Raw genomic sequence first — 22,702 nt, 5'->3', positions numbered from 1 at the left:
AAGGATGGATTTCTTTAAAATTTGGATAAAGAAGCTAGATAAGGCAATTTTATTATTTAAATCTTTTGTAGGCGTTTACTATTTTTGATATACTGGAAGAAGGAATAGATACGAAATTGGAGTTTATCATGAAACAACATCATTTTAAAGCAAAACAACGCTTTTCTTTGAGAAAGTATGCAGTAGGAACTTGTTCCGTCTTATTGGGAACGAGTTTGTTTTTTGTAGGTACAAGCGGAAATGCTGTGCTTGCAGAGGAGAGGATTCCCCAGCTAGTGTCACACTATGTGGAAGATAAAGATCTACCTGAATCTTTGAAGGCTGAATTGCGTTGGTTTGAAGAAAATGCTATCAAAGTGGAGGAAGGTAAGGATTATTACTTCGTCTACCGTAAATCTACTGCGAAGTTACCTGATACTGGCTTGTTTTCAAATGCCATTCTGCCTGTGCTAGGTACAGGAATCTTGCTGGTTTCACTCACTCTCATTAAAAAGAGAAAGGGAGCCTCTCTCTTTCTAGTGACAGTTTTTGCTGTAGGTGGAACTGCTCTATCAGTTTCTGCCTTGGAGAACTTAGTAGAGCTTCGTCCAGCTCTTGTCAAAACAGTTGCAGGAGAATTTTTGCCTAGTCCAGAAAAGATTGAGGGATATGAATTTACAGGCTATTATTTTGTAAGGGGGAATGGAGAAGTTTCTAGAAATGAAAATACAAAACCACATTCTCCACAAGCAGATAAGGTAGAATCCACCTCAATCCCAAGTGAGGGAGCACCAAGCTTGGTCGAGGTGAAACCAGAGCTAGAGGTCACGACAGAAGCCGTTGCTTATGACACTATTTATCAGGACGATCCAGACTTACTTAAGGGTCGAACACGAGTTATCCGAGTAGGCGTCGCAGGTAAGCGAACGATCTTAACGGAAGTGACGACTGTAGATGGCAAGGAAGCCCGTCAAGTCAAATCCAACACTGTAACCTTAGAACCAGTTACCGAAATCATCGCAGTAGGCACTAAGGTAGAATCCACCTCAATCCCAAGTGAGGGAACACCAAGCTTGGTCGAGGTGAAACCAGAGCTAGAGGTCACGACAGAAGCCGTTGCTTATGATACTATTCATCAGGACGATCCAGACTTGCTTATGGGCCGAACTCGTGTTGTCCGAGCAGGGGTTGCAGGCGAGCGCACTATCTTAACAGAAGTGACGACTGTAGATGGCAAGGAAGACCGCCAAGTCAAATCCAATACTGTGACTTTGGATCCAATTTCCGAAATCATAGCAGTAGGCACTAAGGTAGAATCTACCTCAATCCCAAGTGAAGGTGCACCAAGTCTTGTTGAAGATAAACCAGAATTGGAAGTTACGACAGAAGCCGTTGCCTATGAAACTATTCATCAGGACGATCCAGACTTGCTTAAGGGTGAAACCCGTGTCATCAGAGCAGGAGTAGCCGGTGAGCGTGCCATCTTAACTGAGGTGACAACTGTCGATGGCAAGGAAACTCGCAAACTGGTTTCTAATGAAATAACAACCGCGCCCGTTACCGAAATTATCGCAGTAGGCACTAAGGTAGAGTCCACTTCAATTCCAAGTGAAGGTACTCCAAGTCTTGTCGAAGATAAACCAGAATTGGAAGTTACGACAGAAGCAGTTGCCTATGACACTCTTCATCAGGAAGATCCAGACTTGCTTCAGGGTCAAACTCGCCTTATCCAAGCAGGCGTTGCAGGTGAGCGTACTATTTTAACGGAAGTGACGACAGTCGATGGCAAGGAAGACCGCCAGGTCAAATCCAATACTGTAACTGTGGAGCCAGTTACCGAAATTATCGCAGTAGGCACTAAGGTAGAATCCACCTCAATTCCAAGTGAAGGTACTTCAAGCTTGGTCGAGGTTAAGCCAGAGTTAGAGGTGACGACAGAATCCGTTGCTTATGACACAATTCATCAGGACGATCCAGACTTACTTAAGGGTCAAACTGGTGTTGTTCGAGCAGGCGTCGCAGGTGAGCGCACGATCTTAACGGAAGTGACGACTGTAGATGGCAAGGAAGTCCGCCAGGTCAAATCCAATACTGTAACCTTAGAACCAGTTACCGAAATCATAGCAGTAGGCACTAAGGTAGAATCCACCTCAATTCCAAGTGAAGGTGCTCCGAGCTTGGTCGAGGAGAAGCCGGAGCTTGAAGTTACGACAGAAGCCATTGCCTATGACACTATTCATCAGGACGATCCAGACTTGCTTAAGGGTGAAACTCGCCTTATCCGATCAGGCCTAGCAGGTGAGCGTACTATCTTAACCGAGGTGACGACTGTAGATGGCAAGGAAGTCCACCAAGTCAAATTCAATAGTGTTACCCAAGAACCGATTTCCGAAATCATCGCAGTAGGCACTAAGATAGAATCGACTTCAATTCCAAGTGAAGGTGCACCAAGCTTGGTCGAGGAGAAGCCAGAACTTGAAGTGACGACAGAAGCAGTTTCCTATGACACTCTTCATCAGGACGATCCAGACTTGCTTAAGGGTCAAACTCGTATTATCCAAGCAGGATTAGCAGGTAAGCGCACTATTTTAACCGAAGTCACCAAGGTTGATGGTAAGGAAAACCGTAAAGTAGTTTCCAATGAAGTCACCACCGCACCCGTTACCGAAATCATCGCAGTAGGCACTAAGGTAGAATCCACCTCAATCCCAAGTGAGGGAGCACCAAGTTTGGTCGAGGTGAAACCAGAGCTAGAGGTCACGACAGAAGCCGTTGCCTATGACACAATTCATCAGGAAAATCCAGACTTGCTTAAGGGTCAAACTCGTGTCATCAGAGCAGGGGTTGTAGGCGAGCGTACTATTTTAACGGAAGTCACGACTGTAGATGGTAAGGAAGACCGCCAAGTCAAATCCAACACTGTAACTTTGGAGCCAGTTTCAGAAATTATCGCAGTAGGCACTAAGGTAGAATCCACCTCAACTCCAAGTGAAGGCACTCCAAGCTTGGTCGAGGTGAAGCCAGAGCTTGAAGTTACGACAGAAGCCATTGCCTATGACACTATTCATCAGGACGATCCAGACTTGCTTAAGGGTGAAACTCGCCTTATCCGATCAGGCCTAGCAGGTGAGCGTACTATCTTAACCGAGGTGACGACTGTAGATGGCAAGGAAGTCCACCAAGTCAAATTCAATAGTGTTACCCAAGAACCGATTTCCGAAATCATCGCAGTAGGCACTAAGATAGAATCGACTTCAATTCCAAGTGAAGGTGCACCAAGCTTGGTCGAGGAGAAGCCAGAACTTGAAGTGACGACAGAAGCAGTTTCCTATGACACTCTTCATCAGGACGATCCAGACTTGCTTAAGGGTCAAACTCGTATTATCCAAGCAGGATTAGCAGGTAAGCGCACTATTTTAACCGAAGTCACCAAGGTTGATGGTAAGGAAAACCGTAAAGTAGTTTCCAATGAAGTCACCACCGCACCCGTTACCGAAATCATCGCAGTAGGCACTAAGGTAGAATCCACCTCAATCCCAAGTGAGGGAGCACCAAGTTTGGTCGAGGTGAAACCAGAGCTAGAGGTCACGACAGAAGCCGTTGCCTATGACACAATTCATCAGGAAAATCCAGACTTGCTTAAGGGTCAAACTCGTGTCATCAGAGCAGGGGTTGTAGGCGAGCGTACTATTTTAACGGAAGTCACGACTGTAGATGGTAAGGAAGACCGCCAAGTCAAATCCAACACTGTAACTTTGGAGCCAGTTTCAGAAATTATCGCAGTAGGCACTAAGGTAGAATCCACCTCAACTCCAAGTGAAGGCACTCCAAGCTTGGTCGAGGTGAAGCCAGAACTTGAGGTTACGACAGAAGTCGTTGCCTATGATACTGTTTATCAGGACGATCCAGACCTACTTAAGGGTCAAACTCGCCTTATCCGAGCAGGTGTAGCAGGTGAGCGCACTATCTTAACAGAGGTGACAACTGTAGATGGCAAGGAAGACCGCCAGGTCAAATCCAATACTGTAACTGTGGAGCCAGTTACCGAAATTATCGCAGTAGGCACTAAGGTAGAATCCACCTCAATTCCAAGTGAAGGTACTTCAAGCTTGGTCGAGGTTAAGCCAGAGTTAGAGGTGACGACAGAAGCCGTTGCCTATGACACTATTCATCAGGACGATCCAGACTTGCTTAAGGGTCAAACTTGTGTTGTTCGAGCAGGCGTCGCAGGTGAGCGTACTATTTTAACGGAAGTGACGACTGTAGATGGCAAGGAAGAACGCCAAGTCAAATCCAATACTGTAACCTTGGAGCCAATTTCCGAAATTATCGCAGTAGGCACTAAGGTAGAATCCACTCCAATTCCAAGTGAAGGTACTCCAAGCTTGGTCGAGGAGAAGTCAGAGATAGAGGTCACGACAGAAGCAGTTGCTTACGATACTATTCATCAGGACGATCCAGACTTGCTTAAGGGTCAAACTCGTATTATCCAAGCAGGCGTAGCAGGTGAGCGTACTATCTTAACGGAAGTCACGACTGTAGATGGCAAGGAAGACCGCCAAGTCAAATCCAATACTGTAACCTTGGCGCCAGTTACTGAAATCATAGCAGTAGGCACTAAGGTAGAATTCGCTTCAATTCCAAGCGAAGGTACTCCAAGCTTGGTCGAGGTGAAACCAGAGCTTGAAATTACGACAGAAGCGGTTGCTTATGATACTCTTCATCAGGACGATCCAGACTTGCTTAAGGGTCAAACTCGTATTATCCAAGCAGGCCTATCAGGTGAGCGTACTATTTTAACCGAGGTGATGATCGTAGATGGCAAGGAAAATCGCAAGCAGGTCTCTAATGAAGTTACGACCGCGCCCGTTTCCGAAATTATCGCAGTAGGTACTAAGGTAGACTCCACCTCAATCCCAAGTGAAGGTACTTCAAGCTTGGTCGAGGTTAAGCCAGAGTTAGAGGTGACGACAGAAACCGTTGCCTATGACACTCTTCATCAGGACGATCCAGACTTACTTAAGGGTCAAATCCGCCTTATCCAATCAGGCGTAACAGGCGAACGCACTATCTTAACCGAGGTCACCAAGGTTGATGGTAAGGAAACTCGTAAAGTAGTTTCCAATGAAGTCACCACCTCCCCTGTATCAGAAATTATCGCAGTAGGCACTAAGGTAGACTCTACCTCAATCCCAAGTGAAGGTGTACCAAGTCTTGTTGAAGAAAAACCAGAATTGGAAGTAACAAGAGAGTCAGTTCCTTATGAGACTATTCGAAAGGAAGACTCAACTTTATCTGACGACCAAGTTAGACTTGTTCAAGCTGGAGTCGATGGTGAACGTACCATCTTAACCGAGGTGACGACACCTAACGGCAAGGAAAGTCGCAAACTGATTTCTAATGAAATAACAAGAGCCCCGGTTTCAGAAATCATCCTTGTAGGGACTAAAAAAGAGCCTTTGCCTGTACCACAACCAAAAGTTGAAACCCAAACAATCCCATATAAAACAATCTATCAAGCAGATGATAGCCAAGAGATCGGTTCTAGAAAAACGAAAATTCATGGGGTCAATGGAAAAGTAGAAACCACTACACGATATACAAGAGATCAAACCAGTGGTCAGATTACAGAGGCTAGTACATCAAAAACTCTGGTGGAAAAGGTAGATGAGGTTGTTCTAGTTGGGACCAAACCAAGTGTAGAAACAAGGGTCATCGCAAATAATACGATATATGAAGCGGACCCGACACTTCCTTATCAAACAGAAAAAGTTGCTGTTCCAGGTAAGGAAGGAAGCGAAAAAACGACTACTACCTACCAAGTAGATGCTCAGACAGGTCAGGTTACAGAAAGAGATCACCAAAAAGAAGTAACAGCTCCGATTGATAAGGTAGTGAAGGTCGGAAATGTCCAAACCATCGTGACACCAATTCCAATCAAGGAGGAACGCCGTCAGGATCCAAGACTTGATAAGGATCTTGAAAAAGTAGAAAGTCAGGGAGAGCCTGGCGAGACCACCACTACCAGAGTTTATGAAGTAAATTCTCAAACAGGTGAAATGCTATCATACACGGAAACAAGTACTGTGACAAAAGCAATGAAGCCAAAGATCATCTTGGTGGGAACCAAAGAAAACAAACCTCATCTTCTTCCAGTGAATACGGAGTTAGAAAATGCCATTGATGTAAGACCAGCTAGCCAAGGAATGAAGTCTGTGGACCTGCTTTCCAATGCTTATGTGACAAATGCCCTCAGACCAAATATTTTGGGGCGAGATGTGATTAGTAAGAAAATTGAACTCAAAAAGACAAATCCTACTATTTCAGATGAAGAGGTTCAAGAAGTCCTTCGCAAAGAATATCTAGAGAGATTATCTATTAAAGACACACTTGAAGAAACGAAAAAGACCCTAGATACAGACCTTAAAAAAGTTGTAGCCCATAGCTTGAGTGTGCTTGGAAACACAGCGGAAAGCAGAGCTAAGGTTCAGGCAGATCTAGAAGCTAATAAGGAAAAAATTCTCCTAGGTTTGACCTATATCAATCGTTTCTACAATATTGACTTTGGCAAGACCAACATCCGTGATATTCTTGCCTACAATCCAAGTTCCTTTGGTAAGAAGGTGACATCACTAGAGTGGCTAACATCTCTGGGTTCAATGAGCTATGATGAGATGAAGCTGGTCAATAGTCCTCGAACATTTGAAACTTACTTTGGAAAAGTAACCGATAAGTCAACCCTATTAGACTTCCTTGACTATAACCGAACAACCTTTACAAACGTGGATGGTGATACTTGGTTGAAGGATGCTACAAAAGCTATCGTTGTAGAGAAGAAATCTAAAGAAAAAACAGACGAAAATGTAAGTCTCTACACGAAATTAACCTCTGACCCTGCCAAGTATGGGGCAGAACCTCAACAGATTGATAATCGCAAACAATATAACCTGGCAACCCTTCTAGGCCTAGTGAATATCAAGGAACCAAGTATTTATGCTATTACAAATATGGCGACCGTTTCTTACGGGAATATCGGAACTTATATAGATACCTCACTGGCTCAGAGCAATCCTACCCAATATAAAGCTGAATTGGAAAAAGTGAAGGCACTGGTTGATTTGACGGCTGAGCGTCAGGCTGCTTATGTTGATACGCTTTATAGAATCACTAAAAAAGACAATCAATCAAAACTAGTAACCAACCGTTTGATTGTGGATACTATGAAAAAGTATACTAGCAAGCAAAATGCAGGCATCAAGGAAACCTGGTCTAAGGAGTTTGGTTCAGAGGCGGATAAGGGAGTCAAGGACTTCATGTCTCCGCTAGGCATGTATTCTCCGTCTCAATCAGTAGGTGCTGAGGCTAATGGGGTTGGTGTTCGCTACTTTATTGATAGGGTTTTGGACGATCGAGGGTCAGCAACCTATTCTCATGAAATGACTCACTTGTTGGATCGCACAGTCCTCTTTAATAATTATGGTCGACGAGATGGTACTGGGGCAGAATTCTATGCACGTGGAATCTTTGAAAATTCCTACACTCCTGAAACAGATACCTACTTTAACTTGAACTTTGTCTATGACGAGAGTGACAAAGACAGTTTCTACAACAAGACACCTGAGCGCTTTAAATCAGCCGCAGATTTGAAAGAATATATGCACGGTAGTTTCGATGTTCTCTATACTTTAGATTATCTAGAAGCTGAGGCAAGTCGAGGATTGTCAGCTGCGGATAAGGCAGTCTACTTCAAGCAACTCTTGCCGAGTGCGACAAGTGGTTCAAGAACTCCTGTTTCTTATCCAAATCCATCTGTCAAACCAAGCCACCAGAGCGAGGAAATCAAGGCTTTAACAGAGGCAGATGCTAGCAAGCTAGGAGATGTTCATAGTTTGATTGACAATCATATCGTGGTAAATCGCTATATCATTAAAGGATTTACGGCTACAGGGAAAGTAGATGCCAATGGTTATTATACCGTTGATATGTTTGATACGATTTATGGTGTCAACGAAAATGATAAGGGAATGAGTGGTGATATCAGCTTTAGAAAACAAGCCTTTGAACTCATGGCAGGACTTGGCTATTACGAAGGTTTCGTTCCTTATGTCTCTAATCAGTACAAGCAAGATGCTGAAAAAGAGAATCGTCCCTTGTCAGACCAATATATCTTTGAAAAGATCTTAGCTGGTAAAACCTATGCTCAATTCAAGAAGGAACAAATGGATGAACGGATTGCGAATATCAGTAAGTTAAAACCGATTACCATTGACTACAAAGGTAAGCAGGAAGTGATTTCTAGTCCTGAACGAATGAAGCAATTGATGGAAGAAGCGGTTAAAGAAGAACTTGCTCAAATCAAAGCAGGAAATATCAGCCAAAAACAATACCGATTCATTGAAACTCCTGTTCAGACGTTGAAAAAAGCTATATACAAGGCATATCTCAAGGAATCAAATGAGTTTAGAAATTCCATCTATACTTCTTAAGGGAAAGATAAGTCTATCATTAGGAGTTCATAGAAATTTTGCAACTCAGTAAGATTCACTAGTGAGCTAGGTTCGAAACAGAAAAACACCTTTCGAATGGCAAGTTTTTGCAGATCGAAAGGTGTTTTGTGTGTTAAGATAAATTACTTTTGTCTTCAGTATACCGCTGATAGAAGTCAACTTTCAGTTGGATAAAGTTTTCCAATTCGCGTAGGAGTTGGAGCAAGGTTGCGCGTGTTTCAAATTCTTCTCTTGTTTTTGGGAGGGTGCGATGACGAAAAACTTCAAGATAGCCTTCGATGGCAGCTAGCAAATCATCGGCAGGATTGGTCTGGCTGAGTTGATCCGCAATTTTCGCAAAAAGTTGAGCAAGGATCAGGCTTTCACTTGCGGCTAGATTACAGGTGTTGATTTGCTGGGCCATATTGCGAAGAATGCGACTCTGTCTCTGTCTCATTTCAAAATAGTGGATGTGGTAATCGGTTTGGTGAAAAAGATGATCCGAATGGTCTAGGTAGACGAGTTTTAGAGCTTCTTCAAGGAGCTGGTCCAGTTCTTCAACAAGTTGGGCACGGTTACGACCATCACCTTTTCCAAGGTAATATTCAAAACGGAGGAGGATATGCTTGAGTTTTTCTTCTACCTTGAGATGGTAGAGATGGATCTCTTTTTGCCGAGAAGGCATATAGAGATTGACTGTCAAGGCAAAGCTAGTACCGATGAGAAATAGGAGAAGTTCATTCACTAGCAGTTCTGGTGAGGTAGACTCTTGAACTAAGAGATGACTGACCAAGACACTACTAGGGGTAATGCCAATCTCCCAGCCCAGTTTATAGGTCAGAGGGACATAGAGGGCGAGATAGAGACCAAAACTCCAAATATGGTAGCCAGTCAGTTGAAAGGCTAAGACGCCGATAGACAGAGCCAGCAGGGTTGAGAATAAGCGGTTTTTAGCCAGTTTGATCGTACTTCTACGGGTATCTGATAAGCTCAAAAGGGCGATGATACCAGCAGAAACAGCCGAAGATAAATCAAGAAAGTAGGCTAGAACACAGGCTAGACAAGTGGCTAAAACAAGTTTAAAAGTACGTTGAGTGATAGACATGAGACATTTCCTAAAATGAATGATAGAAACCAGACAAAGGCGGTGGGACAGAAATCGATAGACAAAGTCTCGATTTCGTCGTCCCAGCCCCGCGAGGATGATTAGGAGCTTTTTGGAGTCTAAAAGACGAACAAAAAGTTCAATCAGCTACCGCGTCAAAGTTTGATTGTTAATGAAAAGTGAGGTCGGGATTTTTTGTCCCAACCTCCTTGATTATTTATTGCGAGCAGAGGAAAATTCAGCTACTGCTGTAAAGAGGACATCTGTTGAGGAGTTGAGGGCTGTTTCGCAAGAGTCTTGGATAACACCGATGACAAATCCGACACCCACAACCTGCATAGCGATATCATTGGTAATTCCAAAGAGACTGCAAGCAACCGGGATAAGTAGGAGTGAACCTCCGGCGATTCCTGAAGCACCGCAGGCAGAGATGGCTGCAACGATACTGAGTACAAAGGCTGTTGCAAAATCAACTGAGATTCCAAGGGTATTGACAGCAGCTAGGGTTAAGATGTTGATGGTAACAGCAGCTCCAGCCATATTGATAGTTGATCCAAGTGGGATAGAAACAGAATAGGTATCTGGATTAAGACCTAGATCCTCACAGAGTTTCATATTAACAGGGATATTTGCAGCTGAGCTTCGGGTGAAAAAGGCTGTGACTCCGCTGATACGCAAACATTTCCAAACAAGTGGATAAGGATTTTTCTTGATAAATAGAAAAGCAATCAGAGGATTGATCACTAGGGCAACGAAAACCATAGTGGCAATCAAAAGTCCGAGTAAGATTCCGTAATTTGCTAAACTCGCAATACCTTGGCCAGAGATGGTTTCGAAGACTAATCCGAGGATACCAAATGGCGCAAGGTTAATGATCCATTCGACGATTTTTGAAGTCACACTGGCCATTGTTTTGAGTAGTTCCTTGCTATTTTTGCTAGCTTCACGCATGGCAACTCCAAAGACGATAGCCCAAGATAAAATTCCAATATAGTTAGCTTCGATGATGGCATTGACAGGATTATCTACTATTTTTAGTAGGAGATTACTGAGGACTTGTCCGATGCCGTCTGGAGGAGTAACTTCTGTACTAGCACTACTCAAGACCATCTGAACAGGGAAGAGAAAGCTAGCCAAAACTGCTACAAGAGCCGCAGCAAAGGTCCCCAGCAAATAGAGGAAAATGACTTTTTTCATATTGCTATCTTGACCTTTCTGGTGTTGGGAAAGGGCGTTAGCGACTAAAGCAAAAACTAGGATAGGGGCGATGGCCTTTAGTCCTCCTACAAATAAATCTCCCAATAAACCGATGCCAGTTAGATTAGGAACGAGTAGACCCAGAATTGCTCCTAAGGTCATTCCGATTCCGATCCGTTTGATAAGATTTGTTTTGTTCCAAGCACGAATAATTCTTTTCATAAAGGTCTCCTTTTTGTGTATTGTTTATGATTATAGTATAAATATACTTGAAAAGCAAGTGTCTTATAGATTTTATTAGAATAAATGAATATTTATGAAAAGGATGGCGAGGAAGGATTTATGGTATAATGAATAGAAAAGGAGTTTTATATGCAAGAATTTTTTCAACGTTATCTGGATAAATTAGATGTAACAACTGTTTTAGAAAATCTCTTGACCAAGGTGATTTCTCTTCTACTTCTTATCCTTCTATTCTATATAGCTAAAAAGTTCCTCCATGTTGCTGTACGAAAGATTGTTAAACCTTCACTTAAATTTTCAAATCGAGATGCAGGTAGACAAAAGACCATTTCTCGTTTGCTTGAGAATATTTTTAACTACACACTTTATTTCTTCTTGATTTACTGTATCTTGTCTATCTTAGGGTTGCCTGTATCTAGCTTGCTTGCTGGGGCTGGGATTGCTGGAGTGGCTATCGGTATGGGGGCACAAGGCTTTCTATCAGATGTCATCAACGGCTTCTTTATTCTCTTTGAACGCCAGTTGGATGTCGGAGATGAAGTTGTTTTGACCAATGGCCCTATTACTGTATCGGGGAAAGTCGTTAGTGTTGGAATTCGGACAACTCAATTGCGAAGTGATGACCAAGCTCTTCATTTTGTTCCTAATAGGAATATCACCGTCGTTAGCAATTTTTCAAGAAAAGAAGAGAACTGAAATTTTACTTGATTTATGGTACAATAGAAAGAGTTTAGTAAAGGAGAAACGATGTTTTTAGATGAGCAATTAGGAAATGATTGTGTTTGGATCAATCTAGATGTAGAAAAAATTAAAAATCTTGAAGATTTATCTGAAATCTACGGATTGGATAAGGAAACCATCGAATATGCGCTGGATAAAAATGAACGTGCCCATATGGATTATAACCGTGAGAATGGGACTGTGACCTTTATCTACAATGTTCTGGATTTAGAAAAGGACAAGGATTACTATGAAGCGATTCCCATGACCTTTATCGTTGAAAACAAACGAATGATTACCATCAGCAACCATAAGAATGCTTATGTCATTGATCAGATGTTAGCTTATCTGGATAGCCATGAGTCGCTTTCTATTTACAAGTTTCTCTTTGCTGGTTTAGAGATTATCAGTAACGCTTATTATCCTGTCATTGAAGAGATGGATAAAAGTAAGGACGAAATTAGTGCCTTGCTACGTCAAACTACAACAAAGAAAAATCTCTTCGCCCTCTCTGACTTGGAGACAGGTATGGTTTACTTGACAGCAGCGGCAAAACAAAATAGACTCCTCTTGGAACATATCCAGGGCCATGCTCTTTATCGGAGATTTAATGATGTCGAACGAGAGCAGTTTGATGATGCCATGATTGAAGCCCATCAGTTGGTGTCTATGACAGACTTGATTTCTCAAGTCTTGCAACAACTCTCAGCTTCTTACAACAACATCCTAAACAATAACTTGAATGATAGTTTGTCAATTTTGACTATTATCTCCGTCTTACTAGCAGTACTTGCGGTTATTACAGGTTTCTTCGGAATGAATGTTCCTCTACCATTTACAGAAGAGCCAAATGCTTGGATTTATATCTTAATGGCTAGCTTGATTTTATGGGCAGCCTTATCTCAATGGCTGAAGAAAATTACTAGAAAATAAAAGAAAAGGAGCCAAAATGGTGATTGAAAACTACATGCCAGACTTTGCTGTAGAAGCAGTTTATGATTTGACAGTCCAAAGCCTGAAAAACCAAGGGATCAAAGCTGTTTTGGTGGATTTGGACAACACTCTGATTGCTTGGAATAACCCTGATGGGACTCCAGAAATGAAGCAGTGGTTACATGACCTTCGTGATGCTGGTATTCGCATCATCGTGGTGTCTAACAACTCTAAAAAAAGAGTTCAACGTGCAGTTGAAAAATTTGGAATTGACTATGTTTATTGGGCTTTGAAGCCCTTTACTTTCGGGATTGATCGTGCCATGAAGGAATTCCACTATGAGAAAAACGAAGTGGTCATGGTTGGAGATCAGCTCATGACGGATATTCGAGCGGCCCATCGAGCTGGTATTCGCTCGATTTTGGTCAAACCCTTGGTCCAGCACGACTCTATTAAGACTCAGATTAACCGAGCGCGTGAGCGTCGTGTGATGAGAAAAATCGCTGAAAAATACGGACCGATTACATATAAAAAAGGAATCTAATTATGGAAGAAATTCTCTGTATTGGTTGTGGAGCAACTATTCAGACTACAGATAAGACTGGGCTTGGTTTCACCCCCCAGTCGGCACTCGAAAAAGGTTTGGAGGCAGGTGAAGTCTATTGTCAACGCTGTTTTCGTCTTCGTCACTACAATGAAATCACTGATGTTCAGTTAACGGATGATGATTTCCTCAAACTTCTGCACGAGGTGGGGGACAGTGATGCCTTGGTAGTTAATGTCATTGATATCTTTGACTTTAATGGTTCTGTCATCCCAGGTTTGCCACGTTTTGTATCGGGCAATGATGTGCTCTTAGTCGGAAATAAAAAAGATATCCTACCTAAGTCAGTTAAACCAGGTAAGATTAGCCAGTGGCTGATGGAGCGTGCTCACGAGGAAGGCTTGCGTCCTGTTGATGTCGTCTTGACTTCAGCACAAAACAAGCATGCCATTAAGGAAGTCATTGACAAGATCGAGCACTACCGTAAGGGACGTGATGTCTATGTTGTTGGGGTGACCAATGTCGGGAAATCAACCCTTATCAACGCCATTATCCAAGAAATTACAGGTGACCAGAACGTCATCACAACTTCACGCTTCCCAGGAACAACCTTGGATAAGATTGAAATTCCACTCGATGATGGTTCTTATATCTACGATACGCCGGGGATTATCCACCGTCACCAGATGGCCCACTACTTGACTGCTAAAAACCTCAAGTATGTCAGCCCTAAAAAGGAAATCAAACCAAAAACCTATCAGCTAAACCCTGAACAAACCCTATTTTTAGGTGGATTGGGACGCTTTGACTTTATTGCAGGAGAAAAGCAAGGTTTTACAGCCTTCTTTGACAATGAACTCAAACTTCATCGTACCAAGCTAGAGGGAGCTAGTGCCTTTTACGACAAGCACCTAGGAACTCTTCTTGCACCACCAAATAGCAAGGAAAAAGAAGATTTTCCAAAACTAGTCCAACATGTATTTAACATCAAGGATAAGACTGACCTAGTTATCTCAGGACTAGGTTGGATACGTGTGACAGGCACGGCCAAAGTAGCCGTCTGGGCCCCAGAAGGCGTCGCCGTCGTCACAAGAAAAGCAATTATTTAAAATAAAATCACCGAGCGAACAAAGTGAGCTCATAAAAAGATAGTTATTGCCGTGGTGTGATTGCCAATCTTTAGATTGGCAAGGGGCACAATTGAGACCTAGGCTCAATTGTGAGGTCAGGAAATCCATTTTTCAAAGATGAAATCATTGAAAAATTAGTTCCGACCGTCCCTCACCACCTAAAATAACTATCAAAAAAGGAAGAAAGATTATGTCATTAACATCGAAACAACGTGCCTTCCTCAACAGCCAGGCACACACCCTCAAACCCATCATCCAAATCGGGAAAAATGGACTCAACGACCAAATCAAAACCAGCGTTCGTCAGGCACTTGATGCCCGTGAATTGATCAAGGTTACACTCTTGCAAAATACAGATGAAAATATCCACGAAGTAGCTGAAATCTTGGAAGAAGAAATCGGTGTGGATACAGTCCAAAAAATCGGCCGTATCTTGATTTTGTATAAGCAATCAAGCAAGAAAGAAAATCGTAAGATTTCTAAAAAAGTTAAAGAAATCTAAAAATATACTCCAAAAACTGTTTTTACAGAAGACTAAAGGAGATTAGCCTATGGCAATCGAATTATTAACTCCCTTTACAAAAGTGGAGTTAGAGCCAGAAATCAAGGATAAAAAACGCAAACAAGTCGGTATTTTGGGTGGAAATTTTAATCCCGTTCATAATGCTCATCTGATTGTTGCAGATCAAGTTCGTCAACAGTTGGGATTGGATCAAGTTTTACTCATGCCTGAATACCAGCCACCTCACGTAGACAAAAAGGAAACCATTCCTGAACACCATCGCCTCAAGATGTTAGAATTGGCGATTGATGGAATCGAGGGTCTAGCTATTGAGACTATTGAGCTAGAACGTAAGGGTATTTCTTACACCTACGACACCATGAAGATTCTGACAGAGAAGAATCCAGATACAGATTATTACTTTATCATCGGTGCTGACATGGTAGACTATTTACCCAATTGGTATAGAATTGATGAACTGGTCGACCTCGTTCAGTTTGTAGGAGTTCAGCGACCACGATACAAGGCAGGAACTTCCTATCCAGTTATCTGGGTGGATGTGCCTCTCATGGATATCTCATCCAGCATGGTGCGTGACTTCCTTGCTCAAGGTCGGAAACCCAACTTTCTCCTACCTCAGCCTGTGCTAGACTACATCGAGAAGGAGGGGCTCTACTGATGGCCTATCAAGACTATATCAACTGCTCCCGTGAGGCTTTGTTGGAAAAAATGGCAGAGCTTCTACCTGAAAAACGCTTAACCCATTGCTTGGGTGTGGAGCGTGCAGCCATAGAACTGGCTCAGCGCTTTGGAGTCGATGTTGAGAAAGCAGGTCTAGCAGGCCTTCTTCATGACTATGCTAAAAAGCTGTCAGATCAGGAATTTCTGGATTTGATTGATCGTTATCAGCTAGACCCTGACCTCAAAAACTGGGGCAATAATGTCTGGCATGGCATGGTTGGCATCTACAAGATTCAGGAAGATTTGGATTTGCATGATTCAGAAATCCTGCGAGCCATTGAAATCCATACAGTCGGGGCTGGTCAGATGACCGACCTAGACAAAGTCATCTACGTTGCAGACTATATCGAGCACAATCGTGCCTTTCCTGGAGTGGATGTGGCGCGTGAGATTGCAAGTTTGTCACTTAATAAGGCAGTGGCCTACGAAACAGCTCGTACTGTGGAGCATCTAGCTCATCAGGGATTCCCCATCTATCCCCAAACCCTTGAAACCTATAACGCCTATGTGCACTATTTGAAAGAGGACTAAATGAAGACGGCTTTTATAATCATTGATGTTCAGAATATTTTAGTGGAAACTGGGTTTCAGACAAAAAGTCTATTGGAAAAAATTTCTTATTTACAAAACCAGGCTAGAAGCAAGAATATCGAAATTATCTATGTTCAACATATTGAGAACTCTGAAGCTCAAACATCAGAAGATTGGCAGTTATCTGAGCTTTTAAGTCGAAAACCTAATGAAAAGGTCTTTCAGAAGAAGTATAACAGTATTTTCAAAGAAACTGGTTTAAAAGAATACTTGGATAAACAGGGGATTGAAAAATTAGTTTTATGTGGTATGCAGACAGAATATTGTGTGGATACCTCTGTCAAGGTTGCCTTTGAATATGGCTATCAGCTTATTATTCCAGAAGGAACTTGCACAACGTTTGATGGCGATGACATTCCAGCAGAAACGATAAATGAATTTTATGAGGGCATTTGGGAGGGGCGCTTTGCAGATGTCCTAGATTACAAACATATTTTCTAGAAAGAGGACTAAATGAACGAAAAAGAATTACTAGAACTAGTCGTGAAAGCGGCTGATGAGAAACGTGCCGAGGATATCCTCGCACTTGACGTACAAGAATTGACCAGTGTGACAGACTACTTTGTTATCACTAGCTCAATGAATAGCCGTCAGTTGGATGCTATCGCTGACAATATTCGTGAAAAAGTAGCGGAAGCAGGCTTTAAAGGCAGCCATGTCGAAGGTGATGCAGCTGGAGGTTGGGTCTTGCTAGACCTCGGTGCTGTTGTCGTGCATATCTTCTCAGAAGAAATGCGTGCCCACTATAACCTAGAGAAGCTATGGCACGAGGCGAATTCAGTAGATATTTCAGAAACCTTAGCATAGGAGATGAACTCAGTTGCAGTCAACTGGGTTTTATTTGCTTATTTTAGAAAAATTGATTGAAAGGTAAAGGGCGAGTGGTGTTTGCCATGGACGCTCTTGGTATCATGATTATGGCAACTTATGAAACTTTTGCGGCGGTCTATGATGCGGTCATGGATGATAGTTTATATGACAAATGGACGGACTTTTCGCTACGCCATTTGCCTAAAACCAAGGACAGAAAGAAGCTTTTGGAATTGGCTTGTGGGACAGGGATCCAGTCCGTTCGCTTTTCGCAAGCTGGTTTTGATGTGACTGGACTTGATTTGAGTGCGGATATGTTGAAGATTGCCGAAAAGAGAGCGGCTTCAGCCAAGCAAAAGATTGATTTCATTGAAGGTAATATGCTGGATTTGTCCAAGGCAGGTAAATACGACTTTGTGACCTGCTATTCCGATTCTATCTGCTATATGCAGGATGAAGTGGAAGTAGGGGATGTCTTTAAAGAAGTCTATAATGCCCTCAATGAAGATGGTGTCTTTATCTTTGATGTGCATTCGACCTACCAGACTGATGAGGTCTTTCCAGGTTATTCTTATCATGAAAATGCGGAAGATTTTGCCATGCTTTGGGATACTTACGAGGATGAAGCTCCTCACTCCATCGTGCATGAGTTGACTTTTTTTATCAAGGAAGCGGATGGTTCCTTTAGTCGTCATGATGAAGTCCATGAAGAGCGTACTTATGAAGTCTTAACCTATGATATTCTGCTGGAACAGGCTGGTTTCAAGTCCTTCAAACTCTTTGCGGACTTTGAGGATAAGGATCCAACTGAAACCAGTACCCGTTGGTTTTTCGTCGCGCAGAAGTAGGAGATTACCATGACCATTACAGGTATTATCGCGGAATTTAATCCCTTTCATAATGGCCATAAATACCTGTTGGAACAGGCGGAGGGATTGAAAATTGTAGCCATGTCTGGAAATTTCATGCAGCGTGGGGAGCCTGCTATTGTGGACAAGTGGACACGGGCTCAGATGGCGCTGGAACATGGTGCGGATTTGGTCGTAGAATTGCCCTTTTTAGTCAGTGTCCAAGCGGCGGATTTTTTCGGCCAAGGTGCAGTGGCTATCTTGGCTCGTTTGGGAATTGATACCTTAGCCTTTGGGACAGAGGAAGTTCTGGATTATCAGAAAATTACTGCCCTATACTCAGAACGTGGTCAAGAGATGGAACTTTTCATGGAAAACTTACCTGATTCTCTTTCTTATCCCCAGAAAAACCAAGCTATGTGGAAGGAGTTTGCAGGTCTTGATTTTTCTGGTGATACGCCCAATCATGTTCTTGCTCTCGCCTATGCCAAGGCAGTCGCGGGGCGCAACATCAAACTTCATCCAATTCAACGTCAGGGAGCAGGTTATCATTCTGTGGACAAGGATGTTGACTTTGCATCTGCAACAGCTCTCCGTCAGCACCAAAATGACCAAGATTTCTTAGAACGCTTTATGCCTTCTGTTGAAATCTTTAAAAATGCTGGTAAGGTGAGCTGGGATAACTATTTTCCCTTGCTTCGCTATCAAATTTTGTCAAACCTAGACCTAACCACTATCTATCAGGTCAATCAAGAAATGGCAGTTCGTATCAAGGATGCTATAAAGACAGCTCAGTCTGTGGAAGAATTGGTAGAGTCAGTTGCTACCAAACGCTACACAAAGGCGCGTGTGCGACGCCTATTGACCTATATTCTGGTGCAGGCTAGAGAAAGCGACTTACCAGAAGGCATACATGTCCTTGGCTTTACAGAAAAAGGCAGACAACACCTTAAAACTCTTAAGGAGCAGGTTAATCTAGTTAGCCGAATCGGCAAAGAACCCTGGGATGCTATGACCCAAAAGGCGGACCAAATTTATCAGCTGGGACACCCAAGTATCGCAGAACAAAATTTTGGTCGAGTGCCAATCAGAATCGAATCAAACTAAGTCTACTGAAAGGTAGGCTTTTTTAGTTTTTTTCGAATAAATAGATAGAAAAAGAAAAATCTTGTACAAGTTCCTGACAATTTTATTCTTTTCGTGTATAATAATGGAAAAGAGGTAAAACGAGGTATGGTTATGGAAGCAGTTCTTTACTCAACATTCCGAAATCATTTAAAGGATTATATGAAGAAGGTAAACGATGAGTTTGAACCTTTGACAGTGGTCAACAAAAATCCTGACGAGGATATTGTCGTTCTTTCAAAGAGTGAGTGGGATAGTATTCAAGAAACCTTGAGAATTACTCAGAATAAGGAGCTTTCTGACAAGGTCTTGCGAGGAATGTCCCAAGTTCGTGCAGGACATACTCAGGTGCATGTGATTGAGGAGTGATGGATGCTACTCAAGTTTACAGAAGATGCCTGGGCGGATTATTGCTACTGGCAAAACCAAGATAAGAAAACATTGAAAAGAATCAATAAACTAATCAAGAATATTCAACGCGACCCTTTTACAGGAATTGGTAAACCAGAACCGCTCAAGTATGAGTACCAAGGAGCTTGGTCGCGTCGTATTGACGCAGAAAATCGCTTGATATATATGATGGATGGTGAAAGCATCGCTTTTTTATCCTTTAAAGATCATTATTAAGTCTACTGAAAGGTAGGCTTTTTTATTGTGGAAATTTTAGCTAGTAAGAAGATAAATCTTTTTGAGAAATGATAGAATTCCTAGATTAGAAAGACAGTGAAAAAATTTAGTATAATAACCAGGTTGTTTATCCTTGAATCCGCTTTATAACTCTTATTTTGTGGTATAATGAAGAGAATTGGTTATATTAAAAATCATAAATTGAATATAAAAGACAAATAAATTTTTATATTTATAAACCATGATAAACTTTTGTTTAAGATTATGTAATAAAAAAGAAGATTTATAAGCATAATTTGTATTTATGTAATACAAGCTAATGATAGGATGGTTAAAATATGGAAGAAAATTATAATTTATCTATAACTCAAATAAAGAATTCTATTAAAGAAAATTCCTTAGTTTTGTTTGTTGGTGCAGGAATATCAGCTAATTCTAATCTACCAACTTGGGGAGAATTGATTCAATCATTAAAAAAAGAATTGAACATACCAGAAGAAAAAACAGATAGTCCACTGAGAATTGCTCAGTATTATTATGATACCTTTGGGAAAAATCAGTACACAAAAAAGATAGAAGAAATTTTCTTTAAGAAGGGATTGAGTAAACCAAATGAGTTACATAAATTAATAGAAAAAATTGCACCAAAACATATTATTATGACAAACTATGATTCACTTCTGGAGAGTCAATTTGATAGTGGCTTGTTAAAGTACAATGTAGTCGCTGAGGATAAAGACATCCCTTATACGAGTTCGGAAAGATACTTGATTAAAATGCATGGTGACTTGAGTAAGAAAAATATTGTTTTGAAAGAAGATGATTATTTAGACTATCATTTGAACTTCCCAATGATTTCTACTTTAATCCAGTCATTGATAATGAATCATACTCTATTGTTTGTGGGGTATTCTCTAAGTGATTCGACTTTTAATTCAATTTTTAGAATGATTCAAAATACATTTAAATTGGATGCTAAAAATGCTTATTTTTATACTCCCGAGGAACCGTCTATGATCATCCGAGACTATTATAAGAAGCAAGGAATTATCATTATCTCTAATGAAGAGAATCCAGGTCAGGAGACATCCGAAAAACAGAACAAATTGTATTGCAGGACAAAAGATTTTTTAGAGGTTCTATCAGAAAACCGAAGTCAAGTTGTAAATAATGCTGATGATTTATGGAATCAACTGGCTTTTTTAGATAGACTTAGTTTTATTGATGCGAAAGATTTTTCTAGATATTCTGATTTAAAGAAAAGGGCTTTAAACTGGGATGATGAGTATTGCTGGTTTGGAAATAATCAATTAAGATTTGAAATTGATGGTCATGAAGAATTACGAAATATGGTATCTAAAAAATCTTTATTAAACCGCTTTCTAGATATGGAGATTGGTGAACCTAGAGATTTAAAGGGGAATCGATTCTTAAGTAAGGCTTTTAAGTTGTATGAAGAAAAACAATATTCTTTAGCAAAAGCAAAATTTAGAGAACTAGCTAATATAGCATTTCGTCAGAAAGACTATTTTAATTTCTTAGTTTGTGAATTTAATTTTCAGCAAATTCAAATAATTGATAGATACGAAAAAACACCTAGTTATGCAGAGCCAATTTATGATGGAGAATTAAGCGAATTAACAGAACAAATTATTAACTCGGTTACAGGAGATGAGAAAAAGATTATAGAATTTTTTAGAGATTCAATCCTTAATTTCAATTTTTTATATAGAAAATTAGAAACTATTAATGAATTATTTGATGAAATTCGTGAAGAGCATGAAAGCTATAGAAGAGGAGGATGGTCTGCTAATAATTATCTATTTAATGCGGAGTTTACAGTAAAAAATCTTTGTAACTTTTTAAAATTAAATTGTTTATGTGTTGAACATTATAAGATTTATAAATCAATCATTAATAGATATTTAGAAATATTATTACTTAGTTATGATAATTCATATGTAAACCCTGATTCAAGTATTTTCGATAGAACATCTTCTTGGCTTAAAAATCTTGATTTGGATGATGTTCAATTAATTCTTCCGAATATAGATTTTAAGGTTGTAAATTTATATTTTAGAAACTATTCATTTGGTAAAATAAAAGTTACTGAGGAAGCGAAAGACTATTTGTTGAATCGAATTACCCATCTTCAAGAAAGACTTGAAATTACTGAAGATGAAAATCTTCGAGAGCTTAAAAACATGCTAACTTTTCTTCCTCTTGTTGATGATATTGACATAGAAAAAGTAATAGAAATTTTAAATAATCAAATACTGTATTATAATTGGAGCGAGGAATTTAGGAGAATTATTAAAATTGTCCTCGATAATATGGATGCTATTGATAAAGATTCATTGAAATCTAAGATAATTGGGATTGTAAATAAACATTTAAATGAAATTTTGGAGAAAAATTTTTCTTTATATAATTCAGTGTATCCACTCTATTCACAGTTACTAGAATACTGCTCAACTGATCAGGAAACTGCAATAATAGTACTCGAAAAATTTAATACAGATATTTTAAGAATAAAATATAAAAATGATGATATAAAAAATATCATAGAATATTCTGACTTGATATGTCACTTATTTAAGTATTTTGAAGAGGATATTAAAGATGACATTCTAGATACTCTAAAAGTTTATGAAGAATCAGAAAACATTATTTACCATAAAGTAATTGATTTAATGAGTTATAATGTCTATGATTTTCCTCAGATACAAAATAAAATCTACCATTATTTGATTAAAAGAATTAATGATAAAAGAGTTGAGGGGGTTAAAACTTTCCCAGACCCAAGAGAAAAGTCTGTATCAGATTTATACAACTTAAGTAGAAAAGGATATTTTTCTGATTTTGAGATTTTAAAAGATATTGAAGAAGATATTCGAGGACTTTATCCTGAAGTAGATTGGACCTGGTTCCATGATAGAAGTGATGATGTTATCCATCGTCTACTAGAACATAGAACTCCCAATAATATTAAAACTTATTTTTCAAAAAATGAAGAAGATAATAAATTGATTAATGAGTATATTTTAAAAGCTCTCGATGAGGATAAACTAATACTTAAGAAATAAATTGATACAACTAAATAAAAAAGTTAATTTATGAC

At 40.3% G+C, this 22,702-nt stretch carries 17 protein-coding genes; 15 read left to right on the top strand and 2 right to left on the bottom strand.

Annotated features, from left to right (window positions below):
- The first annotated feature begins 128 nt into the window (after positions 1-128).
- Positions 129-8,465, top strand: a complete 8,337-nt coding sequence (locus QM867_RS05680; RefSeq protein ID WP_414315322.1) for a G5 domain-containing protein — start codon at positions 129-131, stop codon at positions 8,463-8,465.
- A 133-nt stretch (positions 8,466-8,598) separates the two neighbouring features.
- Here QM867_RS05680 and QM867_RS05675 read toward each other — a convergent pair whose 3' ends face one another.
- Together QM867_RS05675 and sstT are read right to left on the bottom strand one after the other, a co-directional pair.
- Positions 8,599-9,570 (bottom strand): aromatic acid exporter family protein, encoded by a 972-nt coding sequence (locus tag QM867_RS05675; RefSeq protein ID WP_153225045.1) that lies wholly within the window; start codon positions 9,568-9,570, stop codon positions 8,599-8,601.
- Positions 9,571-9,783: 213 nt separating this feature from the next.
- Positions 9,784-10,989 carry a serine/threonine transporter SstT gene (sstT, locus tag QM867_RS05670; protein WP_000821317.1) on the bottom strand — a complete coding sequence of 402 codons (1,206 nt, stop codon included), beginning with the start codon at positions 10,987-10,989 and terminating at the stop codon, positions 9,784-9,786.
- Between the two features lie 150 nt (positions 10,990-11,139).
- Between sstT and QM867_RS05665 the strand changes: the two genes are divergently transcribed.
- From QM867_RS05665 to QM867_RS05600, 14 genes are all read left to right on the top strand, one after another.
- Positions 11,140-11,706, top strand: coding sequence for a mechanosensitive ion channel family protein (locus QM867_RS05665; RefSeq protein ID WP_248035264.1), 567 nt, complete (start codon positions 11,140-11,142; stop codon positions 11,704-11,706).
- 51 nt (positions 11,707-11,757) lie between these two features.
- Entirely contained in the window at positions 11,758-12,663 is a 906-nt protein-coding gene (locus tag QM867_RS05660; protein ID WP_045590426.1) for a magnesium transporter CorA family protein, read from the top strand.
- A gap of 16 nt (positions 12,664-12,679) precedes the next feature.
- A complete protein-coding gene (locus QM867_RS05655; protein WP_414315321.1) occupies positions 12,680-13,207 on the top strand; it encodes a YqeG family HAD IIIA-type phosphatase in 528 nt (175 codons plus the stop codon).
- A gap of 2 nt (positions 13,208-13,209) precedes the next feature.
- Positions 13,210-14,316, top strand: a complete 1,107-nt coding sequence (yqeH, locus tag QM867_RS05650) for a ribosome biogenesis GTPase YqeH (RefSeq protein ID WP_311522526.1) — start codon at positions 13,210-13,212, stop codon at positions 14,314-14,316.
- Between the two features lie 211 nt (positions 14,317-14,527).
- Positions 14,528-14,839: a ribosome assembly RNA-binding protein YhbY gene (yhbY, locus tag QM867_RS05645; protein ID WP_000060171.1), complete on the top strand. Its 312-nt coding sequence runs from the start codon at positions 14,528-14,530 to the stop codon at positions 14,837-14,839.
- Positions 14,840-14,888: 49 nt separating this feature from the next.
- Positions 14,889-15,518: a nicotinate-nucleotide adenylyltransferase gene (locus tag QM867_RS05640; protein WP_311522524.1), complete on the top strand. Its 630-nt coding sequence runs from the start codon at positions 14,889-14,891 to the stop codon at positions 15,516-15,518.
- The gene (gene yqeK / locus QM867_RS05635; protein WP_414315320.1) at positions 15,518-16,111 is read left to right on the top strand and encodes a bis(5'-nucleosyl)-tetraphosphatase (symmetrical) YqeK; all 594 of its coding nucleotides are present in this window, start codon (positions 15,518-15,520) and stop codon (positions 16,109-16,111) included. Before QM867_RS05640 ends, yqeK begins: the two co-directional genes overlap by 1 nt.
- Entirely contained in the window at positions 16,112-16,612 is a 501-nt protein-coding gene (locus QM867_RS05630) for a cysteine hydrolase family protein (RefSeq protein WP_016465503.1), read from the top strand.
- Between the two features lie 12 nt (positions 16,613-16,624).
- Positions 16,625-16,978 (top strand): ribosome silencing factor, encoded by a 354-nt coding sequence (gene rsfS / locus QM867_RS05625; protein WP_414315319.1) that lies wholly within the window; start codon positions 16,625-16,627, stop codon positions 16,976-16,978.
- Positions 16,979-17,088: 110 nt separating this feature from the next.
- A complete protein-coding gene (locus QM867_RS05620) occupies positions 17,089-17,829 on the top strand; it encodes a class I SAM-dependent DNA methyltransferase (protein ID WP_414315339.1) in 741 nt (246 codons plus the stop codon).
- Positions 17,830-17,838: 9 nt separating this feature from the next.
- Positions 17,839-18,936, top strand: a complete 1,098-nt coding sequence (locus QM867_RS05615) for a nucleotidyltransferase (protein WP_414315318.1) — start codon at positions 17,839-17,841, stop codon at positions 18,934-18,936.
- Between the two features lie 132 nt (positions 18,937-19,068).
- The gene (locus QM867_RS05610) at positions 19,069-19,323 is read left to right on the top strand and encodes a type II toxin-antitoxin system Phd/YefM family antitoxin (RefSeq protein WP_315639787.1); all 255 of its coding nucleotides are present in this window, start codon (positions 19,069-19,071) and stop codon (positions 19,321-19,323) included.
- Positions 19,324-19,326: 3 nt separating this feature from the next.
- The gene (locus QM867_RS05605; RefSeq protein WP_315639786.1) at positions 19,327-19,581 is read left to right on the top strand and encodes a Txe/YoeB family addiction module toxin; all 255 of its coding nucleotides are present in this window, start codon (positions 19,327-19,329) and stop codon (positions 19,579-19,581) included.
- A gap of 338 nt (positions 19,582-19,919) precedes the next feature.
- Positions 19,920-22,667, top strand: coding sequence for an SIR2 family protein (locus QM867_RS05600; RefSeq protein ID WP_315639784.1), 2,748 nt, complete (start codon positions 19,920-19,922; stop codon positions 22,665-22,667).
- Positions 22,668-22,702 lie beyond the last annotated feature (35 nt).

Origin of the sequence: Streptococcus infantis, assembly GCF_047463635.1 — a bacterium.
Taxonomy (GTDB): domain Bacteria; phylum Bacillota; class Bacilli; order Lactobacillales; family Streptococcaceae; genus Streptococcus; species Streptococcus infantis_W.
This window is presented reverse-complemented; position numbering and strand designations above follow the sequence as displayed.